This window comes from Gluconacetobacter tumulicola (assembly GCF_014174215.1).
Taxonomy (GTDB): Bacteria; Pseudomonadota; Alphaproteobacteria; order Acetobacterales; family Acetobacteraceae; genus Gluconacetobacter; species Gluconacetobacter tumulicola.
This window is the reverse complement of sequence record NZ_JABEQL010000001.1, coordinates 279410-299395: the sequence shown is the minus strand read 5'-3', so window position 1 is coordinate 299395 and position 19986 is coordinate 279410. Positions and strand designations below refer to the sequence as shown.

The 19986-nt window shown below is 65.8% G+C and carries 14 protein-coding genes; 6 read left to right on the top strand and 8 right to left on the bottom strand.

What is annotated here, in order from left to right; genetic code table 11:
* Positions 1 to 15: 15 nt before the first annotated feature.
* From HLH29_RS01300 to gspG, 3 genes are read right to left on the bottom strand one after another with little or no spacing between them, the layout of a single operon-like run.
* Entirely contained in the window at positions 16 to 1707 is a 1692-nt protein-coding gene (locus tag HLH29_RS01300) for a GspE/PulE family protein (RefSeq protein ID WP_182964182.1), read from the bottom strand.
* Complete coding sequence (locus tag HLH29_RS01295; protein ID WP_182964181.1) at positions 1700 to 2488, bottom strand: prepilin peptidase; 789 nt, start codon at positions 2486 to 2488, stop codon at positions 1700 to 1702. The genes HLH29_RS01300 and HLH29_RS01295 overlap by 8 nt, the downstream gene beginning before the upstream one ends.
* A gap of 11 nt (positions 2489 to 2499) precedes the next feature.
* The gene (gene gspG, locus HLH29_RS01290; protein ID WP_182964180.1) at positions 2500 to 2946 is read right to left on the bottom strand and encodes a type II secretion system major pseudopilin GspG; all 447 of its coding nucleotides are present in this window, start codon (positions 2944 to 2946) and stop codon (positions 2500 to 2502) included.
* 59 nt (positions 2947 to 3005) lie between these two features.
* Here gspG and HLH29_RS01285 point away from each other — a divergent pair, with 59 nt between their 5' ends.
* A complete protein-coding gene (locus HLH29_RS01285) occupies positions 3006 to 3437 on the top strand; it encodes a lytic transglycosylase domain-containing protein (protein ID WP_246373562.1) in 432 nt (143 codons plus the stop codon).
* 13 nt (positions 3438 to 3450) lie between these two features.
* On the opposite strand, the gene HLH29_RS01280 is transcribed toward HLH29_RS01285, so the two are convergent.
* Positions 3451 to 5055, bottom strand: coding sequence for a glycoside hydrolase family 32 protein (locus tag HLH29_RS01280; protein ID WP_182964179.1), 1605 nt, complete (start codon positions 5053 to 5055; stop codon positions 3451 to 3453).
* Positions 5056 to 5134: 79 nt separating this feature from the next.
* On the bottom strand, positions 5135 to 6871 hold the full coding sequence (locus tag HLH29_RS01275; RefSeq protein ID WP_182964178.1) for a glycoside hydrolase family 68 protein: 1737 nt from the start codon (positions 6869 to 6871) through the stop codon (positions 5135 to 5137).
* A 650-nt stretch (positions 6872 to 7521) separates the two neighbouring features.
* Between HLH29_RS01275 and HLH29_RS01270 the strand changes: the two genes are divergently transcribed.
* From HLH29_RS01270 to HLH29_RS01255, 4 genes are all read left to right on the top strand, one after another.
* Positions 7522 to 8463 (top strand): aliphatic sulfonate ABC transporter substrate-binding protein, encoded by a 942-nt coding sequence (locus tag HLH29_RS01270; RefSeq protein WP_246373560.1) that lies wholly within the window; start codon positions 7522 to 7524, stop codon positions 8461 to 8463.
* A 254-nt stretch (positions 8464 to 8717) separates the two neighbouring features.
* A complete protein-coding gene (locus HLH29_RS01265; RefSeq protein WP_182964176.1) occupies positions 8718 to 10016 on the top strand; it encodes an FAD/NAD(P)-binding protein in 1299 nt (432 codons plus the stop codon).
* Positions 10017 to 10233: 217 nt separating this feature from the next.
* Positions 10234 to 12336, top strand: a complete 2103-nt coding sequence (locus tag HLH29_RS01260; RefSeq protein WP_246373558.1) for a putative bifunctional diguanylate cyclase/phosphodiesterase — start codon at positions 10234 to 10236, stop codon at positions 12334 to 12336.
* Positions 12337 to 12544: 208 nt separating this feature from the next.
* The gene (locus HLH29_RS01255; RefSeq protein WP_182964175.1) at positions 12545 to 13669 is read left to right on the top strand and encodes a phytanoyl-CoA dioxygenase family protein; all 1125 of its coding nucleotides are present in this window, start codon (positions 12545 to 12547) and stop codon (positions 13667 to 13669) included.
* Positions 13670 to 13674: 5 nt separating this feature from the next.
* Here the strand turns inward: HLH29_RS01255 and HLH29_RS01250 are convergent, their stop codons facing one another.
* The 3 genes from HLH29_RS01250 to HLH29_RS01240 are packed head-to-tail and all read right to left on the bottom strand — an operon-like array spanning position 13675 to position 18657.
* Positions 13675 to 14787 (bottom strand): P1 family peptidase, encoded by a 1113-nt coding sequence (locus tag HLH29_RS01250; protein WP_182964174.1) that lies wholly within the window; start codon positions 14785 to 14787, stop codon positions 13675 to 13677.
* Between the two features lie 59 nt (positions 14788 to 14846).
* The gene (locus HLH29_RS01245; protein ID WP_182964173.1) at positions 14847 to 16259 is read right to left on the bottom strand and encodes an amidase; all 1413 of its coding nucleotides are present in this window, start codon (positions 16257 to 16259) and stop codon (positions 14847 to 14849) included.
* A 19-nt stretch (positions 16260 to 16278) separates the two neighbouring features.
* The gene (locus HLH29_RS01240; RefSeq protein WP_246373556.1) at positions 16279 to 18657 is read right to left on the bottom strand and encodes a TonB-dependent receptor; all 2379 of its coding nucleotides are present in this window, start codon (positions 18655 to 18657) and stop codon (positions 16279 to 16281) included.
* Between the two features lie 292 nt (positions 18658 to 18949).
* On the opposite strand from HLH29_RS01240, the gene HLH29_RS01235 reads away from it, so the two are divergent.
* Complete coding sequence (locus HLH29_RS01235; protein WP_182964172.1) at positions 18950 to 19945, top strand: LysR family transcriptional regulator; 996 nt, start codon at positions 18950 to 18952, stop codon at positions 19943 to 19945.
* Positions 19946 to 19986: the final 41 nt, after the last annotated feature.

Here is a 19986-nt window from a genome sequence, read left to right as displayed (position 1 = left end):
GTGATTGCCTCCCCGTCAGGTGCCGGCGCGGACGCTGCGCGTGACATCCTCGATCGTCGTCTCGCCGCGCAGGGCGGCCGCCAGGCCGGCGGTGAACATCGGCACCATGCCGGCGGCGATGGCCGCGCGCTCGATCGCCATGTGGTCGCTGCGCGAGAAGATCAGGTGCTCGATCGCCTCGTCCGGTTCCAGCAGTTCGGCGATCGCCTGGCGGCCGCTATAGCCGGTCTGGCGGCAGCGGGGGCAGCCGACGGCATGGAACAGGGTCACCGGTGCGCCGCCGGACAGGCGGCGCAGGTCGAGCCGGTCCACCAGTTCGGGCGATGGGGTGTAGGGCGTCTTGCAGGCGTCGCACAGTCGGCGGACCAGCCGTTGCGCCAGCACCCCGCGCAGCACGGCCGTCAGCAGGTAGTCCTCGACCCCCATGTCGCGCAGGCGGATGATGGCGGCGGCGGCCGAATTGGTGTGCAGGGTGGACAGGACCAGGTGCCCGGTCAGCGCCGCCTGCACCGCGATCTGCGCGGTTTCGATGTCGCGGATTTCGCCCACCATGATCACGTCCGGGTCCTGGCGCAGGATGGAGCGCAGCAGGGTGGCGAAGGTCAGGCCGATCTGCGGCCGGACCTGGACCTGGTTGATGCCGTCGAGCTGATATTCGATCGGGTCTTCGATCGTCACGACCTTGCGTGTGGTGGCGTTGAGGTCCGCGAGGCCGGTATAGAGTGTCGTGGTCTTGCCCGAGCCGGTCGGGCCCGTCACCAGCACGATGCCGTTCGGTTGCGCCAGCAGGGCGCGCATGCGGGTGACGATGTCGGGTGCCAGCCCCAGCGTGGCATAGTCGAAGCGGACGCTGGAGCGGTCCAGCACGCGCAGCACCACCGTCTCGCCGTATAGTGACGGGATGGTGGAGACGCGGAAATCGATCTCGTGCCCGCGCACGGCCAGCTTGATCCGCCCGTCCTGCGGCAGGCGGCGTTCGGCGATGTCCAGCCGGGCCATGATCTTGATGCGCGAGATGATGGCGGGGATCAGTTGGGCCGGCGGGCTTTCGACCTCATGCAATACGCCGTCATAGCGGTAGCGCACGCGCAGCCTGTCCTCGAACGGCTCGATATGGATGTCGGATGCGTGGCTCTCCACCGCGCGGCCGATGATCTGGTTGACCAGGCGGATCACCGGCGCCTCGGAGGCCAGGTCCTTCAGCCGCTCCGCATCGTCCTCCAGCGGGGCCTCGTGATCTTCGGGCGGGGCCGATTCGGCCTCGGTGCGTGGATAGAGGCGGTCGAGCGCGGCTTCCAGTTCGATCGGCACGCCGACCTGGCAGGCCACGCGCAGGCCGGTGGCGGCTGCGATCGATGCCGGCGTGAACCCGTCCAGCGGGTCGCGCAGGGCCAGTGTCAGGATATCGTCGCGCACGGCCAGCGGCACCGCGTGCGCGTCGCGCAGGAAGCGGGCGCCGAGCGTATCCGCCAGCACGGGGTCATCGGGATAATGTTCGGGCGCTATCAGCGGGATGTGCAGCAGGTCGGCGTAGCTCTGCGCCATTTCCCGTTCCGACACCAGGCCCAGTTGCAGCAGGATCTGGTCGAGCCGGCCGCCGCTCTGCTCCGCCGCGCGGCGCGCGCGTTCGACGGCGCGTGGGTCGCAGCGGCCGCGCGCGACCAGCAATTCGGCCAGGTCCTCGACCGGGGGGATGGTCTTATCCATGAAGCGGGCAAGCCGTCTGCCATAGCCAGGTTCCCCACATCGACGCGGCGAGGCCGGGGCCGAAGGGAATGGCCATGTCGCGGCCGATCCTGCCGCGTGTGATGACGAGAATGAAGCCGAGAGTCAGGAGCGCTGCCGCGAACACCACCATGGGCAGCGCGGCCGGCCCCAGCCATGCCCCGCCGGCCGCCAGCAGTTTCGCGTCGCCCAGCCCCAGCCCGTCATGGCCCCGCAGCCGGCGGTACGCCAGCGCGATCCCGGTGAACAGGGTATAGCCGAGCAGGGCCGCCGTGCCGTGCGCCAGGAACGTGGTCCATCCGTCCGTTGCCGCCAGTACCAGCCCCGCCGCCGTCAGCGGCAGGGTCAGGATGTCCGGCAGGCGGAAGGTCTTGAGGTCGATTGCGGCCAGGACCAGCAGCCACCACCCGAACAGGCAGCCGCGCCAGATCGCCGCCGCTGCGAGCGGGCCGCTCGCACCACCCGCCAAGGTTGCCAGCATGGCCAGGGCCGTGACGGCCAGGGCCAGGATTTCCATGGCCGGATGGGAAGGGTCGATCGGGGCGTGGCAGGTGCGGCAGCGCCCCTTCTGCGCCAGGTAGCTGAGCAGCGGCACCAGCTCCCATGGGGTCAGGATCGTCCGGCAGCGGGGACAGGCCGAGCGGGCCAGGACCACGGGGTCGGTACGGGGCAGGCGCCAGGCCAGCACCCCCAGGAACGACCCGATGAAGGGGGCCAGAAAGAGAGGCAGCCAGGGGGACGGCAGAGGGGGAGGGAGCTGCATTGCCGGGGCGTTCAGGGGTTGCAGATCATCGTTGCACGATCGGCGGCATTGCCGCTGGAGCCCGCCGAGCACAGGTCGTACTCATGCCCCGGCCGCTCGGAGGGATTGCGATAGATATAGGGATGGTGCCACGGATCGAGCGGGTCGGTGCCGTCCTTGACGTAGGGGCCGTTCCAGCTCTCGGTGCCGGCCGGCCGGGCGACCAGGGCGTGGAGCCCGTCTTCGGTGCCGGGATAGCTGCCCATGTCCAGCCGGTACAGATCCAGCACCTCGCCCAGCCGCTGGATCGACTGCCGGGCCACCGAATTGCGGGCGCCGCCCAACTGGCGCAGCGCGGCCGGGGCCACGAGGCCGATCAGCAGGCCGAGGATGGCGATTACGACCAGCAGTTCCAGAAGGGTGAAGCCGCCGTCGCGGCCCTGCGGCGCGGAGGAAAAGGCGTGAGAAGATTTCGGCATCTTGAACCCGCTTTGCTGTGATAGGAAACGAGGCCGCCGCATCAGGGCCGGCATTCAGGATGGAAGGGCAGAACCCCGCCATGGCGATTGCGTATGTCGGCTGCATGGTGTTTGCGGCGTCGCTGTACCATCTGCCTCCGCGCATCCTGCCGTCCATCCAGGCGGTGGAGAACGGGCGGAACGGGCTGGTGCATCATAATGCGAACGGTACGGACGATCTGGGTGTCATGCAGGTCAATACGCTCTGGATCGATCCGATCGCCCGTTTCACCCATGTTGCGCCGCAGATCGTCTATCGCAACCTGCTGGACCAGCCTTGCTATAATATCAGCGCGGCGGGCGCGATCATGCGTGTGTATCTGAATGAAACGCGCGGCGACCTGATGCGGGCGGTCGGCAATTATCATTCTCATACCGTCCTTCTGAACCAATCCTACCAGGCGCTGGTGCTGGCCTGGGCGCGGCGCCTGTTCCAGCCGACCCTGCCATAGATGGGGCGTGCGATCATCGGGCGGGTGCGGAGATGCGGAGGCCGGTGAACTGCGTGTGACCGCCATCGGAAAACAGCGACACACCGTTGCTGCCCGCGGGTGGGAAGACCAGATCGGTCATGCGCAGCACGCCGCCATTGGCGAAGAGTTCGACCGAATTGCGATCGACCACCAGATGCAGCGATACCACCCCGCCCGGTGCGGACAGGTGGGCGACATGCGCCAGGCTGAACCGGGGCGAGAACCCGACCTGGCCGGAATGGCTGCGATCGAGCGTGAGATTTCCCGATGTGAAATCGTAGCTGATCACGGTTCCTGTCCGGCTGTCCGGCGCCTGCCGCACGACGATGCCGGCGCGTGGCGCGTCGCCCCGCCGCAGGGTCAGGTGGATATCCAGCACGTCTCCGCCCAGCGGGGCATGCCAGGTCTGGCCGGGACCCAGTTGCCGATCGGAAAAGGCAGAGACGCCCTGCCGATGCACCAGATCCTCGTACGTTGCGGTTGGTGTCTGGATCAGGACGGGTTGCCCGTCGACCGTCTTCAGCGCCAGCTGGACGGGCAGCGTCATCTGTCCGCGCCAGGGGGATGTCGGGAGAGTGTCCGCGTAATCCCAGTTGCTCATCCATCCGATCAGCAGCGGCGCACCGGAGCCGGTATTGGCGAAGCGGATCGCCGCATACTGGTCGGCGCCGTGATCCAGCCAATGATAGGCCGATGGATCTGACCCTTCCGGCGGCAAGGTGTCGGGCGTGAAACGGGTGCCGTCGAAGCGCCCGATGAAATATTGCACGCCCGATCCGCCGGCGATGCTCCAGGGATTGACGCTGACGATCATCGCCCAGCGTGTCTCATGCGGATTGCCGTCCAGCGAAAGCGGTATCAGCAAGGGCATTTCCCACAACATGCCCGGCTTGCGGTAGCCGGACGGCTGGAAATCGCTCAGGAAGGACCAGTGCAGCAGGTCGGTCGACCGGTACAGCTTGACCAGCTGCGCATCGGCGACGACCGTGGTCATGATCCAGCATTGGCCTTGCGGGTACCAGATAATCGACGGGTCGCGGAATTGTCTTGAATCCGGCTGCAAGGTCAGGATCGGATTGCGATCGTAGGCCTGCCAGTGCGCGCCGCGATCCAGACTGTAGGACAGGGACTGGGCCTGCGTGTCATCGGGGTGCGCGGGATTGCCGTGGAAGACCGAGGTATGAAATGCCAGCAGCGGCGGTGCGGAGGCGCTGCCCAGCCCGGAGCGGTTCTGGCTGTCATAGACGACGGTGCCGGAGAAGATATCCTCCCGCTGGGTGGCGGGGAGGGCGATGTCCTGCTCCTGCCAGTGCAGCAGGTCGGTGCTGATGGCGTGCCCCCATGACATCGGGCCCCAGACCCTGCCGGCCGGATTGTACTGGTAGAAAAGATGATAGGTGCCGTCGAGAAGAAATGGACCGTTCGGGTCGTTCACCCAATGTTCGGCGGGTGAGAAATGCAGGGCCGGACGCCATTGGGGTGTGGGTGGCTCCTGCGCCCGCAGGTGCGGTGGCGGCATCAGAAACAGGCATGCCACGGCGAGCGCGCGGCAGCGAAGGACAATGTCGAACCGGGCCGTATGAACGGATCTTTTCATCTTCCTGGGCATGGTTCCCGCGAATCGGAAAACCGGCCCCTTCCGGGATGGTCCCGGAAAGGGCCGGTCTGGCCTCGTATTATTTGTTCGTGTTGACGAAAGCGTTGACCTGGCCGGTGGTGTTGGGCCCGATCGAAACATTCTGGCTGATCAGGTCCTGGATGAAGGCGGAGACGTTGGTGTCCGCGCGGTTGGCCGGGATGTCGCCATAGCCGCCCAGGCCGCCATTGCCGTAGCGCAGGTCGACCGCCGAGGCATCGGCGTGGATGCCCAGCTTGACCGTCGGTGACAGCGTGCCGCCGCGACGGTTTTCGACCGTGTCGATGAAGGATTCGACCAGGCCGCCCGGCATCACATAGTGGGAGTAGGACTGGAAGGCCCGCGGGTTCTGCTGCGGATTGGCATCATAGTCGGTGCCTGCCGCCTGGTTGAGGTCCGTGGGGTTGCCCAGCACGAGGCCGCTGCCATAGTTCATGGGCTGGAAGTCGCTGCGGATGCCGTTGCCGACGAAGCCGTATACGCCGTCCGGACCATCCACACCCGCCGCGTAGGTCGTGCGGTGGCTGATGGTGAAGATGTAGTATTTGCCGTTCTTGATATACATCTGGGGACGTTCGGTCTGATCGTTGACGCAGTTGGCCGAGATCAGGGGCGTCAGGAACTTCCATTTCGACAGCGATGAATCTTCGGCCACCGCGAGGCCGATCGCCGCCTTCTGATAATAGGCGCCGCTATCGAGGACTTGCTGAACGGTTTCGGCGTGCGGATCGTTGGGGCGGTAGCCCAGATCCTCGGCGGTGCAGTTCGCGACACCGCGCTGGCCGGCGGTATTGCCCTCGAACACCATGTAGTTCACGCCGGGATGGTTCGGGTCCTCGAAGGTGAACGGATCGCGGAAGTTATAGTACGGGTTCTGCGCCCCGTTCTGGTAAAGCACGCCGTCAGGACGCAGCAGCGGTGTGTGGGTGGTGAAGCCGGTGAACCAGACATGGTTGAAATCGGCATGGATCTGACCCAGGCTCTGGGTGATCACCGCCTGGGCGGGGGTGATATCCTGCCCGGACGCGTCGCGGTTGAACGCCATGTCGGTGTAGAACAGCGATACCTTGTTGTCGCGCGGGTCCAGCAGGCGCATCGAGCCCGACCATTCCGCCGTGATCGTGTAGGCCGTCCCCTTGAAGACCTGTTCCTGCGCGCCTTCCGGGATCAGGAGACCACCATAGATCCAGCCGCCATTCGCGGGGCGCTGGTCGGCCCGAATCCCGGCGCGGCGATAGAAGAAGCCGATGCGGGCATGGGTATGGCGATCGTCGAAGCCGTATCCGGCATTCTTGTCCGCCGTCAGGCAGAAGATGACTTCCCAGCCATTATAGCTGAACTGATCGGCATGCTTGTCGATCAGGGTCCAGGTGTCCCATACCCAGACATCCGGATTGATGGTCGGGAAATCTGCAGGAATACCGGGCATGATCAGCTGGGAAGGCAATGAGTTCTGCCCCGCCGAGACCGATGGATTCGAATGCGCCTTGATCTGCAGCGCGTCGGCGCGCGTCCAGCGGGCCGTAAAGTCCCCGTCGGGCGCATAGGCCTGTTGGGTATGGATCGTGGGCAGGGGGAAGCCAGGCACGCCGGTCAGCGACGTCCCCGGGAACATCCGGCCCGCGTGGGGCATCATGCCGGGATGGGGGGCGACACGGAGCGCCTCCTGCTGGGCATTCTGCGTCTGCGCGAATGCTGTCTGGGCAGCCGTGGCGGCGATCAACGATCCGGCCACTGCCATTGTGAATATTGGTTTTTTCCGGCGTATGTTTGCCATATTACCCTCCTTCCGTATGACGCACTCCTGGTCGAGGAGCTGCCTCATGACCGTGGTATTCGTCGACAAAATGTTGTTTTACAACGGCTTATGTCTGTCGCCTTCGGGGCAGGAGAGAGAAGATCACTTTTTGGTTACAGGAGTCAAATTTAATTTGATGACGAATTTGCGGCGAATTCGTGTCGGTTTTCGATAAAATATCAATATTAAACGGTGCTATTCACGCTAAAAATAGTAAATTATTCATTAATACGAATGTATTCAAATGAATATGCTGCTTCGAATCGATCTGAAATATGGCAGATTTATTTTTACTTGATCTCTGTCTGAAGGGCATCGTCATGGCCGTGATTCCAGCCTCCGACGGATATGCGAGAAACGATGCGGGCACCCCCCTCGTTCCCGTCCCACCCGCGAATGGAACATGGCGGTACCATGAACCTGGAGCATCACCAGCCGGATGTGTGGAGGTCCATCATCCGTCGCACTGCGGATCGTTCGATGGTCATGTCTCGCGGCGGGCGGAAGGATGTGTTGTTGAAAGCAGGAAACTGAAGCATTGTCGGTGGGCCGGTGCGGGCGTGCCCGCGTGAACGTGACGGCGGCCGCGATATCGTCGATCGCGGTGCATGGAGGAAATGACCGGACCGATGACCCTGTCCAGACGTTCGACCCTTGCCCTGGGTTTCGCCGGGCTGGCGTTGCCCCTGCGGGCACCGGCCGCGCATGCCGCGGTCACGGCCGTCAGGATCGGCTATCAGAAATTCGGCACGCTGATCCTGCTGAAGCAGAAGCGTTTTCTGGAGGAGGCCCTGGCGCCGCGAGGGATTGCGGTACAATGGGCGCAGTTTCCGGCGGGGCCGCCGATGTTGCAGGCCATGGCCGCCGGTGCGCTGGAATTCGGCCAGACGGGCGACCTGCCGCCGATCTTCGCCCAGGCGAGCGCGCCCGGCATGCTGGTCTATGCGGGGCATGAGCCGCAGGTGGGGTCGAGCGAGGCGATTATCGTGCCTGCGGGAAGTCCGATCCATGCGATCGGGGATCTGCGGGGGCGCAAGGTCGCCGTGACGCGGGGATCGGACGCGCACTGGCTGCTGCTGGCCGCGCTGTCGAAGAATGGATTGAGCCTGCGTGACGTCGATGTGACGTACCTGCTGCCTTCCGCCGCGCGCCCGGCATTCGAGACGGGAGTGGTCGATGCCTGGTCGATCTGGGACCCGTACCTGTCGGCCGCGGGCAGCGACGTGCGTGTTCTGGCGACCGGTGCCGATATCGGGGGCGGGGTCCAGTTTTTCATGACCCGGCGTGAATTCGCGCGTCTTCAGCCCGATCTGCTGAAGACGATCCGCGATGCCGTGGCGCGATGCGATGCGTGGGCGCAGGCCAACAAGCTGGAGGTCATGCGGATTCTCGCCGATGCCACGGGGCTCGATCCGGCGGTGGTTGGACGGTCGGTGGAGAAGATTACCTACGGCATCCAGCCGGTGGGGGCCGATATCCTGGCCGAGCAGCAGAGAATGGCGGATATCTTCCACCGGGAAGGGCAGCTTCCGGTGGCGGTGGATGTCCGCAGCGCCGCGCTGCCGCTATAGGCGCAGCGCGCCAGGGCCACTCTCGGGACCTTTCGCTGTTATCATTCGTTACTCTGTCCATCCTTTCCCCGCAGTCGTCGGATCTGCGAAGGAGGGTAGGAGGCTGGTTCAGAGGCTCTGCTTTGGAGACAGCCTCCGGGATCGGGGATACGACATCATGAAGACCATTCTGGGCAGCGGGTCACGGCGCTGTTGCCGCTGTCGTCGCCTCGGCTGACGGAGGCGGGGCATGGCCGGGACGGTCGCGATCGTCGGTGGGGGGGGCGAGCGGTGCCCTGGCGGCGATCCATCTGACGCGACAGGTGAATCCGCCGAACCTTGTGGTGATCGAGCCCCGGGAGGAACTGGGGCGGGGCATTGCCTATGCGACGCGCAGCCCCGCCCATCTGCTGAACGTCCGCGCGGGGAACATGAGCGCCTTTCCCGACATGCCGGACCATTTTCTGGACTGGCTGCGGCGGGAGCATGATCCCTCGGCCGATGCGGGGAGCTTCGCGCCGCGCATGGTGTTTGGACGGTACCTTCAATCCCTGGCGGCCCGGTCCGGTGCCGTTCATTGCCGGCAGGGGGCGGTGGCGGTGAGGGTGGAGGGCGAGGCGGCGTCGGTCGTCCTTGCGGATGGCGGGAGCATCCCGGCCAGTCGCGTCGTGCTGGCATTGGGGCATTTTCCGCCGGTCGACCTGCCGCGGATCAGCGCCGATGCCCTCTCGGGGGGCCTCTATCATCGTGACCCCTGGGGTGATTTTCCGCTGCCGTCCGATCGCGATTCGCCGGTCGTTCTGATCGGGACGGGGCTGACGGCGGTGGACATGCTGCTGCGCCTGCGGGAAAAGGGGCATCGCGGGCCGGTCACCATGGTGTCCAGGCACGGCCTGCTGAGCCTGGGCCATGCGCCCTGTGCGCCGGGTGCGGGGCCCGCGGTGCCGGATTCGACGGCGCCCTCCGCCGGCGCCTATCTGGCGGCGTTTCGGAGCGCCGTGCGGAATGGGGCGGCCTGGCGGGCGGCCGTCGACAGTCTGCGGGGAACGAGCAACCCGTTATGGGCGCGCTTGCCGACGGGCGAGAAGGCGCGGTTCAGGCGGCATCTCTTTCATTACTGGAGCGTGGCACGGCATCGCATGGCGCCGTGCATCGCGGAACAAGTGGAGCGGGAGCGGCGAGCGGGGCTTCTGGCCATCCGGCGCGGGCATGTGCGGGATCTGGCGATGTCGGCCGGGGTTGGACATCTGACGATCGTGACGTCAGGGGGGACGGAAAGCCTGGCCGCATCATGCGTCATCAACTGCACCGGGCCGGCCACCGACTACCGGAAGGTCCAATCCCCGTTGCTGAGGGCGCTCTTCCTGGACGGACATGCGGTCGCCGGGGATTTGGGCGTGACGCTGGCGACCGGTGCCGACGGGGCGCTTGAGGGGGCATCCGGTGCCTGTTCGCGGGTGTTGTACGCGATCGGGCCCATGCGGGCCGGAACCCTGTTCGAGACGACGGCGATCCCCGAGATCCGGCAGCAGGCCCGGGGCCTGGCCATGCATCTGGCGGGGATACAGTCGTAACCAGGCGGCGCGCGCCGGCTTCTATCGGGAGCAAAAGAGTGGACGATAAAATCGTCCGGATGGTTTTGCGGATCTGATGATCCTGATATGATGTCCGAAATAAAAAATTCTTGTTCAGATCGGATGTACCTGGTCGACTGCGTGAATTCTATGTATTTTTGTTTTTTGATGTGCGAGATGGTCGTAATTCATTGAGCATGCAGTTGAAGGTTCCGCAATGACGATGCTGGAGAATGGCACGGTGGCCGCGCAGACGATGCGCGATATCGCGGCCGTTGTGCCCATCCTGCCGGAAACGGCCGTCGGCGGCGATGTCCAGCAGCATTTCGAGAATGACCCCCACCTGCTGTACGTCGTCATCGTCGATCGGGAAGGGCACCCGCTGGGCCTGGTCGACCGCCATACGTTTCATGTGCGCATGGCCGGACAGTATGGCTATTCGGTCTATCACCGGCGCCCTGTCACGCTGCTGATGGACCCGCGCCCGACCATCGTCGAAGCCGCCGTGCTGGTGGCGGACTTCCTGCCGCAGGCCCTGGGTGCGAACCCGTCGGAATTGCTGCTGGGCTTCATCGTCGTCGAACACGGGATCTGCCTGGGGGTCGGCTCGGCCATCGACCTGGTCCGTCACGCGCATGCCGCCAAGAAGACGGCGCTGTCGGAACTGCGCACGGCGACGGAGAGGCTCCATGAGGCGAATGAGAAGATCCTGCGCGACAAGCTGTTCATCGATCGCATCGTCCAGAATGTGCCGTCGCCGCTGATCGTCCGGTCCGTCGCGGATGGAGAGGTCATTCTGATGAATCGCGCGGCCAGGCGGTTCGGCGATTCCGCCCTCTCTGAAAGGACGTCTCATATGACGTCCCGCATGACGGATGCGGCGCCGGCGGATGACGGGCAGGCGAGCATGGAGTTTTCGCTCGAGGACCCGGAGGGAAAGCGGCGGGACCTGATCCTCAATCGGCTGATGATTGCCGACCGGTCGGGAATGCCGCTGTGGGACCTGTACGTTTTCGATGACGTGACGGTCTATCGGGAGAATGAGCGGCAGATCGAGCGGCTGGCCCATTTCGACAAGGTGACCGATCTGGCCAATCGCCGTCTGTTCAGCATGCGGCTGGAGGCATTGTGCGGCGGGAACAGGCCGGCTGTGCTGTTCTATATCGACCTTGACTATTTCAAGACGGTGAATGACGTCCATGGTCATCCTGCGGGGGACGCCCTGCTGCGCCTTGTCGCGGAACGTCTGCGCGAGCACGGGCGGCCTGGCGACCTGATCGCCCGCCTCGGGGGGGATGAATTCGCCATTCTGTGGTCCAATACCGCCTTGCCGTCGGAAATCGAGCTGCGGATGACGCCGCTTCTGGCGTCGCTGAGCGCGCCCTATCTGGTGGATGGCAAGCGGATCGTGATCGGGGCCAGCATCGGGTCCGCCCGTTTCCCCGAAGATGCCGACAGTGCGGAGACCCTGCTGCAGCACGCGGACATGGCGATGTATCGCGCGAAGACCCAGGGGCGGAATCGTTTCCAGCAGTTCCAGGCCGCGCTGAGCGACGAGGTCAGGAGTGCTGCGATCCTGACCGAGGAACTGCGCGATGCGCTGGCGAGCGAGACCCTGACCCTGCATTTCCAGCCGATCTATGAGCGTGAGGGCCTACAGGTCAGGAGTTGCGAGGCCCTGGTGCGCTGGTGCCATCCGGCGCGCGGCACCGTCCTGCCTGACCAGTTCATCGCGCTTGCCGAACAGAACGGGCTGATCCACACGCTGGGGCAGTGGGTGATGCATGCCGCGTGCCGCGAAGCGATGTCATGGCCGGACGCTATCAGGGTGGCGGTGAATGTATCGTCGATCCAGCTCGGCGATGCGGCCTTTCCCGACATGGTACGGAGAATCCTCCGGCAGACCGGCCTGCCGGCACACAGGCTGGAAATCGAGATTACGGAAACATCGTTTCTGAAAAACGAGAAAGCGAACCATGCGGCGCTGTGCAAGCTGGCCGAGATCGGTTGCCGGCTTGTGCTGGATGATTTTGGAACCGGATATTCCTCGCTGAAATATCTGTGGTCCTTTCCGTTCAGCAAGATCAAGATCGATTGCGGGTTCGTGCAGGCGATGTCTCAGGAGAAGGTCGGCAGGATCGCGCGGACCATCCTCAGCCTCGCGCATTCCCTGGATCTGTCTGTTACGGCCGAAGGTGTGGAAACGGACGAGCAGCATCGGCTGCTCGTCAGGATGGGATGCGATGAGGTCCAGGGCTATCTGTTCGCCCGGCCCCGGCCGGTGGAAGATATTCTGCCGAGTCTGCGGGCCTGTGCCTGATCAGCGGGACTGGCAGCAAGGGGCGGCTCGGTGCATCGTCTTCATGGTTAAAATGAAATTTTCTTTCATGATTTGATCGCGTTGTCGTGCGATTTTGCAACACATTCTTATGATGCTATGGCGTGTGCCTCTACACGCTCGCGATGCGCGGGGCTGCAACTGTGCGGTGGGGGAGGCGTTCCCATGCCGTTATGGCCGACCGGATATTATGCATAAGACAATCAAGAACATTCTGACCTATCCTGTCTGGGCGCTTCAGCTTTTCACCGGGGCGAAATCCTTTCGCGACAATCCGCTGATCGGCAGCCGTCGGCTGAACGAGACGGGGCTGCATGTTCTGCGCCAGAGCCTGGCCCATCGGGCCGCATCCTGGCGGCGGCGGCGGCTGAAACGTGCGATTCCGCCGCATCTCGTGACCGAGTTCGACCGTGACGGGTTTGTCGTCATCCGCGACTTTCTGCCGGCCGCGACGTTCAGCCGGCTTCTCGATGATGTTCGGCAATATCGGGGAGAGGCGCGCGAGACCATTCAGGGCGATACGGTGACCCGCCGTATCGCGCTGGAGCCCCGGCTTCTGGCTCGCATGCCCGGTGTCCGGCAGTTGCTGGCCGTGCCTCTTCTGGGCCGGTTGATCCGGCTGGCCGGCAGCCGCGACTGCGAACCGCTTTATTATATCCAGACGATCCTGCCGCACGCCGTCACCGGCGTTCCCGATCCGCAGCTTCAGCTTCATGCCGATACGTTTCATCCTACCGTCAAGGCCTGGTTCACGCTGACCGAGACGGCGGAGAATAGCGGCCCGTTCGTGTACGTTCCCGGTTCGCACAGGCTGAATCCGGCACGGCAGACATGGGAAAAGCGGATGAGCCTGGAGGCGGCCGGTTCCGCCGATCGTCTGAGCGGACGTGGGTCCTTCCGTGTCGACGAGGAGGCGCTTGCCGCCATGGGCTATCCGGCGCCGCGCGCCGTTGCCGTGCCCGCCAATACGCTGATCGTCGCCGACACCGGCGGCTTTCATGCGCGCGGGGTCAGCGAGCAGCCTGGTATCCGGGTGGAAATCTGGGCGTACGAACGGGGCAATCCGTTCTTTGCGCCCCTGGTCGATCTGTGGCGCATCCATGCGGTCGGACGGCGCCGCGCGCCCGCCTTATGGGCATTCCACGACTGGCTGGAGGAAGGCGGGGTGGGTGTCCATGTCTGGCGGAAGCGCGGAGATGTCGGCGCCTTCGACCAGGATGTCGGTGGACATGCCAGCGTGCATGTTCCCCCCGGCCTGTCCGGCCGGTTCGGGCAGATGACCTCTCGCATGCTTCGGCGGTTCATGCGTCGGTAGGCTGGTCACCCCGGCAGGCTCTTCCAGGTCGGGCCGCCCATGCCTGGGGGGAGGGTTGCCTCGTAGACGCCGCGCGCCACGGCGCGGGCCAGCACGTCGGCCGCCAGTGCGCCCAGCCGTGCGACATGGAGCGGGGGCGGCCCGGCGGGCAGGGGGCGGCGGCCCGTGGACAGGGCGAAGATGACGTCTCCGTCGAAGGGCGAGTGAACCGGGCGAATGGCGCGGGCAAGCCCGTCCTGCGCCATCATCGCCACGCGCTTGAGGTCGTCGGCGTCGATATCGGCATCGGTGGCGATGCAGGCGATGGTGGTGTTGGCGCGGGCCGCCGGGTTGAATTTCGCCCGGCCCCAATCCTCGGGATCGACATGGGCGGCGCTGGCGCCCAGCCCGCCGAATTCGCGGCCCATTTCGAAGGCGCCGGCCCAGAAATGGCGCGTGCCCGGCACGACCACCGAGCCGAGGCTGTTGACCGCCACCAGCGCGCCGACGGTCAGCCCGTCGGCGGTGACGAAGGAGGCCGAGCCAAGCCCGCCCTTGAGGGCGCCGGCCTGGGCCCCGTAGCCCGCGCCCGCCGTGCCGAGATCGACAGTGCGGGAGGGATGGTCCATGGCCCGCAATGCCAGGTCGCGATAGGGCGGGTTGAGGCCCCAGTTCTTGTCGCCGCCATTGGCCAGGTCGAACAGGATCGCGGTGGGCACGATGGGCGAGGGCGGGACGCCGGGCTGCTTCGTCATGGAAAAGCCGCGCCCGCGCGCGCCCAGCCACGCGGCGACGCCGTCGGCCGAGCCAAGCCCGTAAACCGAGCCGCCGGACAGCACGATGGCGTCGACACTGCGCACGAGATTGCCGGCCGTGAGGGCATCGGTCTCGCGCGTGCCGGGGCCGCCGCCGCGCACATCGACCGCGCAGGCCGCCCGCTGGTCGGGCAGGATGACCGTGACCCCGGTGCGGGCCTTCGCGTCATGCGCCTCGCCGATGGTGAGGCCCGCGACATCGGTGATGAGGTTGGTGGGGCCCACATGGCCGGGGCCGGGATGCAGCGGATCGCCCTCTGCCGCGCGGGCCTGCGTCGCGCGGGCCGCCAGCATCGGCAGGGCGGCCGTGAGGCCGAGAAGCATGCGTCTTTTCATCGGGAAAGCGGACCTTGTGCGACGGAGCGTTTGGGGGAGGAGGGCGTTCAGGGGAAGGGCGGGGGCTGGGGGGATTCGCCCGGCCAGTGGGGCACGCGTCCATATTCCCGTTCGAACCACCGGCCCAGGCGGATGGCCTGGAGGTCGGCGAAACGCCTTGTGACGATCTGCAACCCGATGGGCGTGCCGGCGTGCGAGAAGCCGCAATTGAGGGTGAGGGCCGGCTGTTCGGACATGTTCCACGGCAGGGTGAAGGCGCAATGTTCGAACGGGAGGGCCGGATCGTTGGTGGGCGAGGCCCAGTCGGCCGGGAAGGAGAGGTTGGGCGTGGTGGGGGACAGGACCACATCCACCGTGTCGAACAGGGTGGCGCACGCCTGGCGCAGGGTGAAGGTGCCGCCGAAGCCGCGTGCGGCCTCCACGCCCGTGACATGTGCGCCCGCGCTGACCCATTCCAGGATATAGGGCAGGATGCGCGCGCGCCGCGCTTGTGGCAGCCGGCTGACCTCGTCCCAGAATTTGGCGCGCCAGAACAGGTCGATGCCGTCGAGGATGTCCCGCGTGAGGACGGGCGGCGCGGCGACTATGGTGGCGCCCGCGCGCGCGAACAGGCTGGCGGCGTTTTCGATGGCGGCGGCGATTTCCGCGTCGACCGCGAGGCCGCAGCCGGCATCCAGCATCACGCCCACGCGCAGCCCGGCCGGGGAAAGGGGAGCGGACGACCAGGCGATGGCCTCGTAGGGCAGGGAGGTGGCATCGCGCGAGTCGGGCAGGGTGAGCGGCCCCATGGCCAGGGCGGCGTCTTCCATGCCGCGTGTCATGGGGCCGGCGCAGCGGCCGGTATAGTACGGGTCGATGGGGATGCGGCCCAGCGTGGGCTTGAAGCCCACCGTGCCGCACCATGCGGCGGGCAGGCGTACCGAGCCGCCGATATCGGTGCCGACATGGATGGGCCCGTAGCAGGAAGCCGCCGCCGCCGAGGCGCCGGCGGACGAGCCGCCCGGATTGGTGGCGAGGTTCCACGGGTTGCGCGCCAGCGTATGGAAGCTGGAGAGGCCGGAGGAGAGCATGCCGTAATCGGGGATGGTCGTCTTGGCGAAGATGATGGCGCCGGCCTCGCGCAGGCGGGCGGCGCAGGGGGCGTCGGCCGGGGCGGGGGACAGGTCCACCGCCGCCGTGCCCAGGGGTACGGGGTCGCCGGCCGTGGCGATCAGTTCCTTGACCGTGACGGGCACGCCGTCCAGCGCGCCCATGGGCTGGCCCTGCTGCCAGCGCGCGGTGGCGGCGGCGGCCTGGGCCTCGGCCTGTTCGGGCCGCCAGAGATAGAGCGCGCCGAGTGTCGGTTCCCAACGGGCGATATGGGCGTTGAGCGCGCGCATTACCTCGGTGGGCGTGAACGCGCCCGTGGCATAGCCGGCGAGCATTTCCGTCGCGTCGAGCGCGAAGAGGGGTTTCGTCATGACTGGCGCCCTGCCTGTATCAATAGGAAATGGCGGCACGGACGCCCCAGGTCGCGGGCATGCCCGCAAGGGCCACCGTATCGCCGTTGACGAAATAATTGCGCTCAACGTCGTAGCGTTTGTTGAAGATATTGTTGCCGAAAGCCGCGACCGTCCAGCGGTTGTTCTTCGGCCCGAAGGAGAGGTTGGCCCCCCAGAGCGTGTAGCCCGCCACATTGTAGAGCGGCCCGAACAGCGAGCGGTAGGTGGAGCGCAGCGAATAGTTCATGCTCGTGGTCAGCGTATAATCGCCCATGGACCAGCGATAGGCGGCCGAACCGTTGAGCGTGAGCTTGGGGGCCGGCAGGCTGTCGCCCTTGCGGCTGGCATAGACGCCGACATAGGTGCCGTTGATGCGGTCGGCCCGCAGGACGGAGTAGAAATTGTCGAACTGGCCGATGGCCCAGCCGCCGGACTGGGTGAGGGTCAGGCCCGGCAGCGGCGACCACTCGGCCTCGAACTCCAGCCCGTAGAGATGGGAGTGGGGGGCGTTGACGATGGAGCCCACCAGGCCGGTCTGCGGGTTGACCACGGCGGACTGAATCTGCTGGCCGTGATAATCGTAATAGAAGGAGGAGAGGTTCAGCCGCAGGTTCAGCCGCGGCAGGTCGAGCTTGTTGCCCAGTTCCCACGCATCGATGGTCTCGGCCTTGAAGGGTTTGGTGGAGATCTGCGGTGCGGCGGTGTTGTAGGTGGTGAAGCCGCCCGACTTGATGCCGTGGCTGTAGGAGGCATAGAGCATGTCGTTGCGGACGGGGGTATACTGGATCGCGAATTTCGCCGAGGGCTTGGTGTAGTCGTAATGCTGGCGCGGGCCGAACGGCGCGTTGCCGGGGTCGGACCCGGAGAGCATGTAGGACTGGAAACCATAGAGGCTGCGGGCCTCGTGCTCGATCCGCAGGCCGCCGGTGATGGAGAGTCTGTCCAGCAGCCTGTAGGTGGCCTGGCCGAAGCCGCTGATGGTGTTGACCATCTGCGAATATTTCACCACGCGGTCGAAATGGTAGGAATCCATGAAGCCGGAATGGTACTGATCGGACAGGTACTGGTTGGAATAATAGATGCCGCCCACCCAGGACAGGCGTGACGGGCCGCGCGAGGTGAGGCGCAACTCGTTGGAGAACACGTTGGCGCGGGACTGGTAATAGACGTCGGCGATGGCGAGCGACGAGGCATCGTAATTATCGTATTCCTGGCGGGCGGCGGCATCGTAGCTGGCCAGCTCGGTCAGGCGGAAGGCGGCGAAATCCTGGTCGATGCGCAGGGACAGGCCGCCGGTGTCGATATGCGAGAACGGCTTGGCGCTGGGGCTGATGCCGATCTCGCGCGCGAATTGCGGGGAGGTGCCCCAATGCGCGATGTCGCGGTCGGTATCCGCCGGATAGATGGGATAGGCGCTGCCATACAGGATGTTGAGCGACCGGAGCGGCGAATAGAGATGCAGGCCGTTGGCATCCGAGCGGTCGCGGCTGCCATGGATGTTCAGCGTCACCTTCATGCTGTCGGTCGGGGTGGCCTCGACGAGCAGGCGGGCGGCGCCGCGATCCACATTGCCCAGATGCGCGCCCTGGTCGTCATGCTGCCAGGCGCCGCCCTGCTGGGTCTGCCCCGACAGGCGGACCTTGACGTATCGCCCCAGCGGGCCGGAGAGATAGCCCTCGACCTTGCCGGCATCGAAGCGGCCGTACTGGCCGCTCAGCCCGGCGTGGAAACTGTCGGTCGGGTGGTTGAGGATATAGTTGATGGCGCCGCCGGTGGTGTTGCGGCCGTAGAGCGTGCCCTGCGGGCCGCGCAGCACCTCGACCCGGCTGATGTCGAACATCATGCCGTTGCTGGCGAAGGGCACCGGGTTGGCGACTTCGTCGAGATAGATGCCCACGGTGGGCGCGTTGTTGCTGGCATAATCGTTGAAGCCCACGCCGCGAATGGTGAAGGCCGGCTGGCCGCTGCCGAACTGGGGCGTCACCTGCAGGGACGGCGTGAGATATTGCAGGTCGAACACGGTGTTGACGTTGCGGGCCGCGAGGTCCCTGCCGGTGATGACGGCGATGGAGCTTGGCACGTTCTGCGCGTTCTGGCTGCGGCGGTCGGCGGTGACGGTGATGGCCTCCAGCCGGCTGGTGCTTTCGGCGGGCCGGGGCGGCGTCGCCGCCGGTGGATGGATGGTGGCCGTGTTGGGCGCCTTGGCGGGATGGGCGGGCCGGGAGGCAGCCGTTCCATCGGGCGCGGGGGTGGTGGCGGCAGCGGCCACGCCGGGCGCGCCCATGCAGAGGATGGTGGACAGGGCGGCACGCAACGGCAGGCGGACAGTGCGGGCGGGCAGGGCGCCGCCGGGTGCGATCAGGTTCACGGGAGGCATGCGCGGTGTCTCCGGGCTGAGCCATGTCAGCATATGGGTGAGGCGATGGGGCATGGTTGCATGGTCGAAATAAAATGCGTGAGTTCGAAAAGCGGAGCAGAGTAGAACGGTTTCCGTAACACCCCGGCGACGTGCGGTGGTGTATGGTCTGGCGTGCCGACGGTGGCGTATATGACGGGATGCGGGGCGGGGTGCAATAACGGTTGCCTCGGCGGGCGGTCTGCTTCACATTGTTGTTGAATCATAATGATATGTGGCGCGCCACGCGTCAGACTGTTTCCGGGTGGCTGTCATGGATCTGAAAGCCCTGCGTGTTTTCATCGAGGTTTCGCGGACAGGCTCGTTGCGGCAGGCAGCACAGCTTCTGGGCATGTCGCCGGCTGCCGTGGCGCGGAAGCTGGATCATCTGGAATATCATTTTCGCACCCCGTTGCTCGACCGCTCGCCCAGCGGCATGGCCCTGACCGAAGCGGGCGAATTGCTGGCCGCGCGCGCGCGCCTGACCCTGGGCGACATGGATACCACGCGCCAGCTGATCGACGATCTGCGCGGCCTGCGGCGCGGCAGCGTGTGCATCTACGCGGGCGGTGCGCTGGTTTCCGAACTTCTGGTGCCGATCCTGACCGAGATTCATGACCGCTATCCCGGCCTGCGTTTCCGGGTGAGCGAGGGGCGTACCAAGGAGCTGTTCGAGGCCCTGCGCCATGGCGAGGCGGATCTGGGCGTGGCCATTTTCTCGCCCGCGAGCGCCAGGCCCTATGTGCAGGCGAGCACATCGCTGGAGCATGCCGCGATCGTGGGGGCGGACCATCCGCTGGCGACGATGCGGGGCGTTACCCTGCGCGATGTCGTGCGCCATCCGCTGGCGGTGCCCGATGCATCCTATTCGGTGCGGCAGGAGGTGGAGCGGGTGGCCCGGAGCAACGGCCTGAGCATCGACCCCGTTTTCGTCACCGGATCGTTGATCGTGCAGAAGGAACTCGCCCTGCGGGGGCGGGCGGTGCTGATCCTGCCGCCGGAATGTTTTCGCCGCGAGATCGAAGCCGGGTCGCTCAGGAGCGTGCCCCTGCTGGGCGAGGACCGCATCGGCACCAGTCTGGACGTATGCCGCCATCCCGACCGCGCCCTGACCTATGCCGCGCGTGCCCTCAATACGGCCCTGCTGGAGCATATGCGCCGGCGTGAGAAGGGGGTGGGCGGCCCGGATGCATGCTGGCAGACTATGGGCGTCTCCGACCCGACCGGTGGGGGCGGGACCGATATGGCCGGGCTGCGGTATCGGGCATGAACCCGCATGATACAGCCGCAATCCGAACGGGAACGGCACGG

Bases quoted from the DNA above. Each gene is read 5' to 3' on its own strand.
- HLH29_RS01280 (WP_182964179.1), bottom strand. From the start codon at position 5,055: ATGAAAAGATCCGTTCATACGGCCCGGTTCGACATTGTCCTTCGCTGC.
- HLH29_RS01295 (WP_182964181.1), bottom strand. From the start codon at position 2,488: ATGCAGCTCCCTCCCCCTCTGCCGTCCCCCTGGCTGCCTCTCTTTCTG.
- HLH29_RS01300 (WP_182964182.1), bottom strand. From the start codon at position 1,707: ATGGATAAGACCATCCCCCCGGTCGAGGACCTGGCCGAATTGCTGGTC.
- HLH29_RS01250 (WP_182964174.1), bottom strand. From the start codon at position 14,787: ATGCTTCTCGGCCTCACGGCCGCCCTGCCGATGCTGGCGGCCCGCGCG.
- HLH29_RS01275 (WP_182964178.1), bottom strand. From the start codon at position 6,871: ATGGCAAACATACGCCGGAAAAAACCAATATTCACAATGGCAGTGGCC.
- HLH29_RS01270 (WP_246373560.1), top strand. From the start codon at position 7,522: ATGACCCTGTCCAGACGTTCGACCCTTGCCCTGGGTTTCGCCGGGCTG.
- HLH29_RS01285 (WP_246373562.1), top strand. From the start codon at position 3,006: ATGGAAGGGCAGAACCCCGCCATGGCGATTGCGTATGTCGGCTGCATG.
- HLH29_RS01260 (WP_246373558.1), top strand. From the start codon at position 10,234: ATGACGATGCTGGAGAATGGCACGGTGGCCGCGCAGACGATGCGCGAT.
- HLH29_RS01245 (WP_182964173.1), bottom strand. From the start codon at position 16,259: ATGACGAAACCCCTCTTCGCGCTCGACGCGACGGAAATGCTCGCCGGC.
- HLH29_RS01255 (WP_182964175.1), top strand. From the start codon at position 12,545: ATGCATAAGACAATCAAGAACATTCTGACCTATCCTGTCTGGGCGCTT.
- HLH29_RS01235 (WP_182964172.1), top strand. From the start codon at position 18,950: ATGGATCTGAAAGCCCTGCGTGTTTTCATCGAGGTTTCGCGGACAGGC.
- gspG (WP_182964180.1), bottom strand. From the start codon at position 2,946: ATGCCGAAATCTTCTCACGCCTTTTCCTCCGCGCCGCAGGGCCGCGAC.
- HLH29_RS01240 (WP_246373556.1), bottom strand. From the start codon at position 18,657: ATGCCTCCCGTGAACCTGATCGCACCCGGCGGCGCCCTGCCCGCCCGC.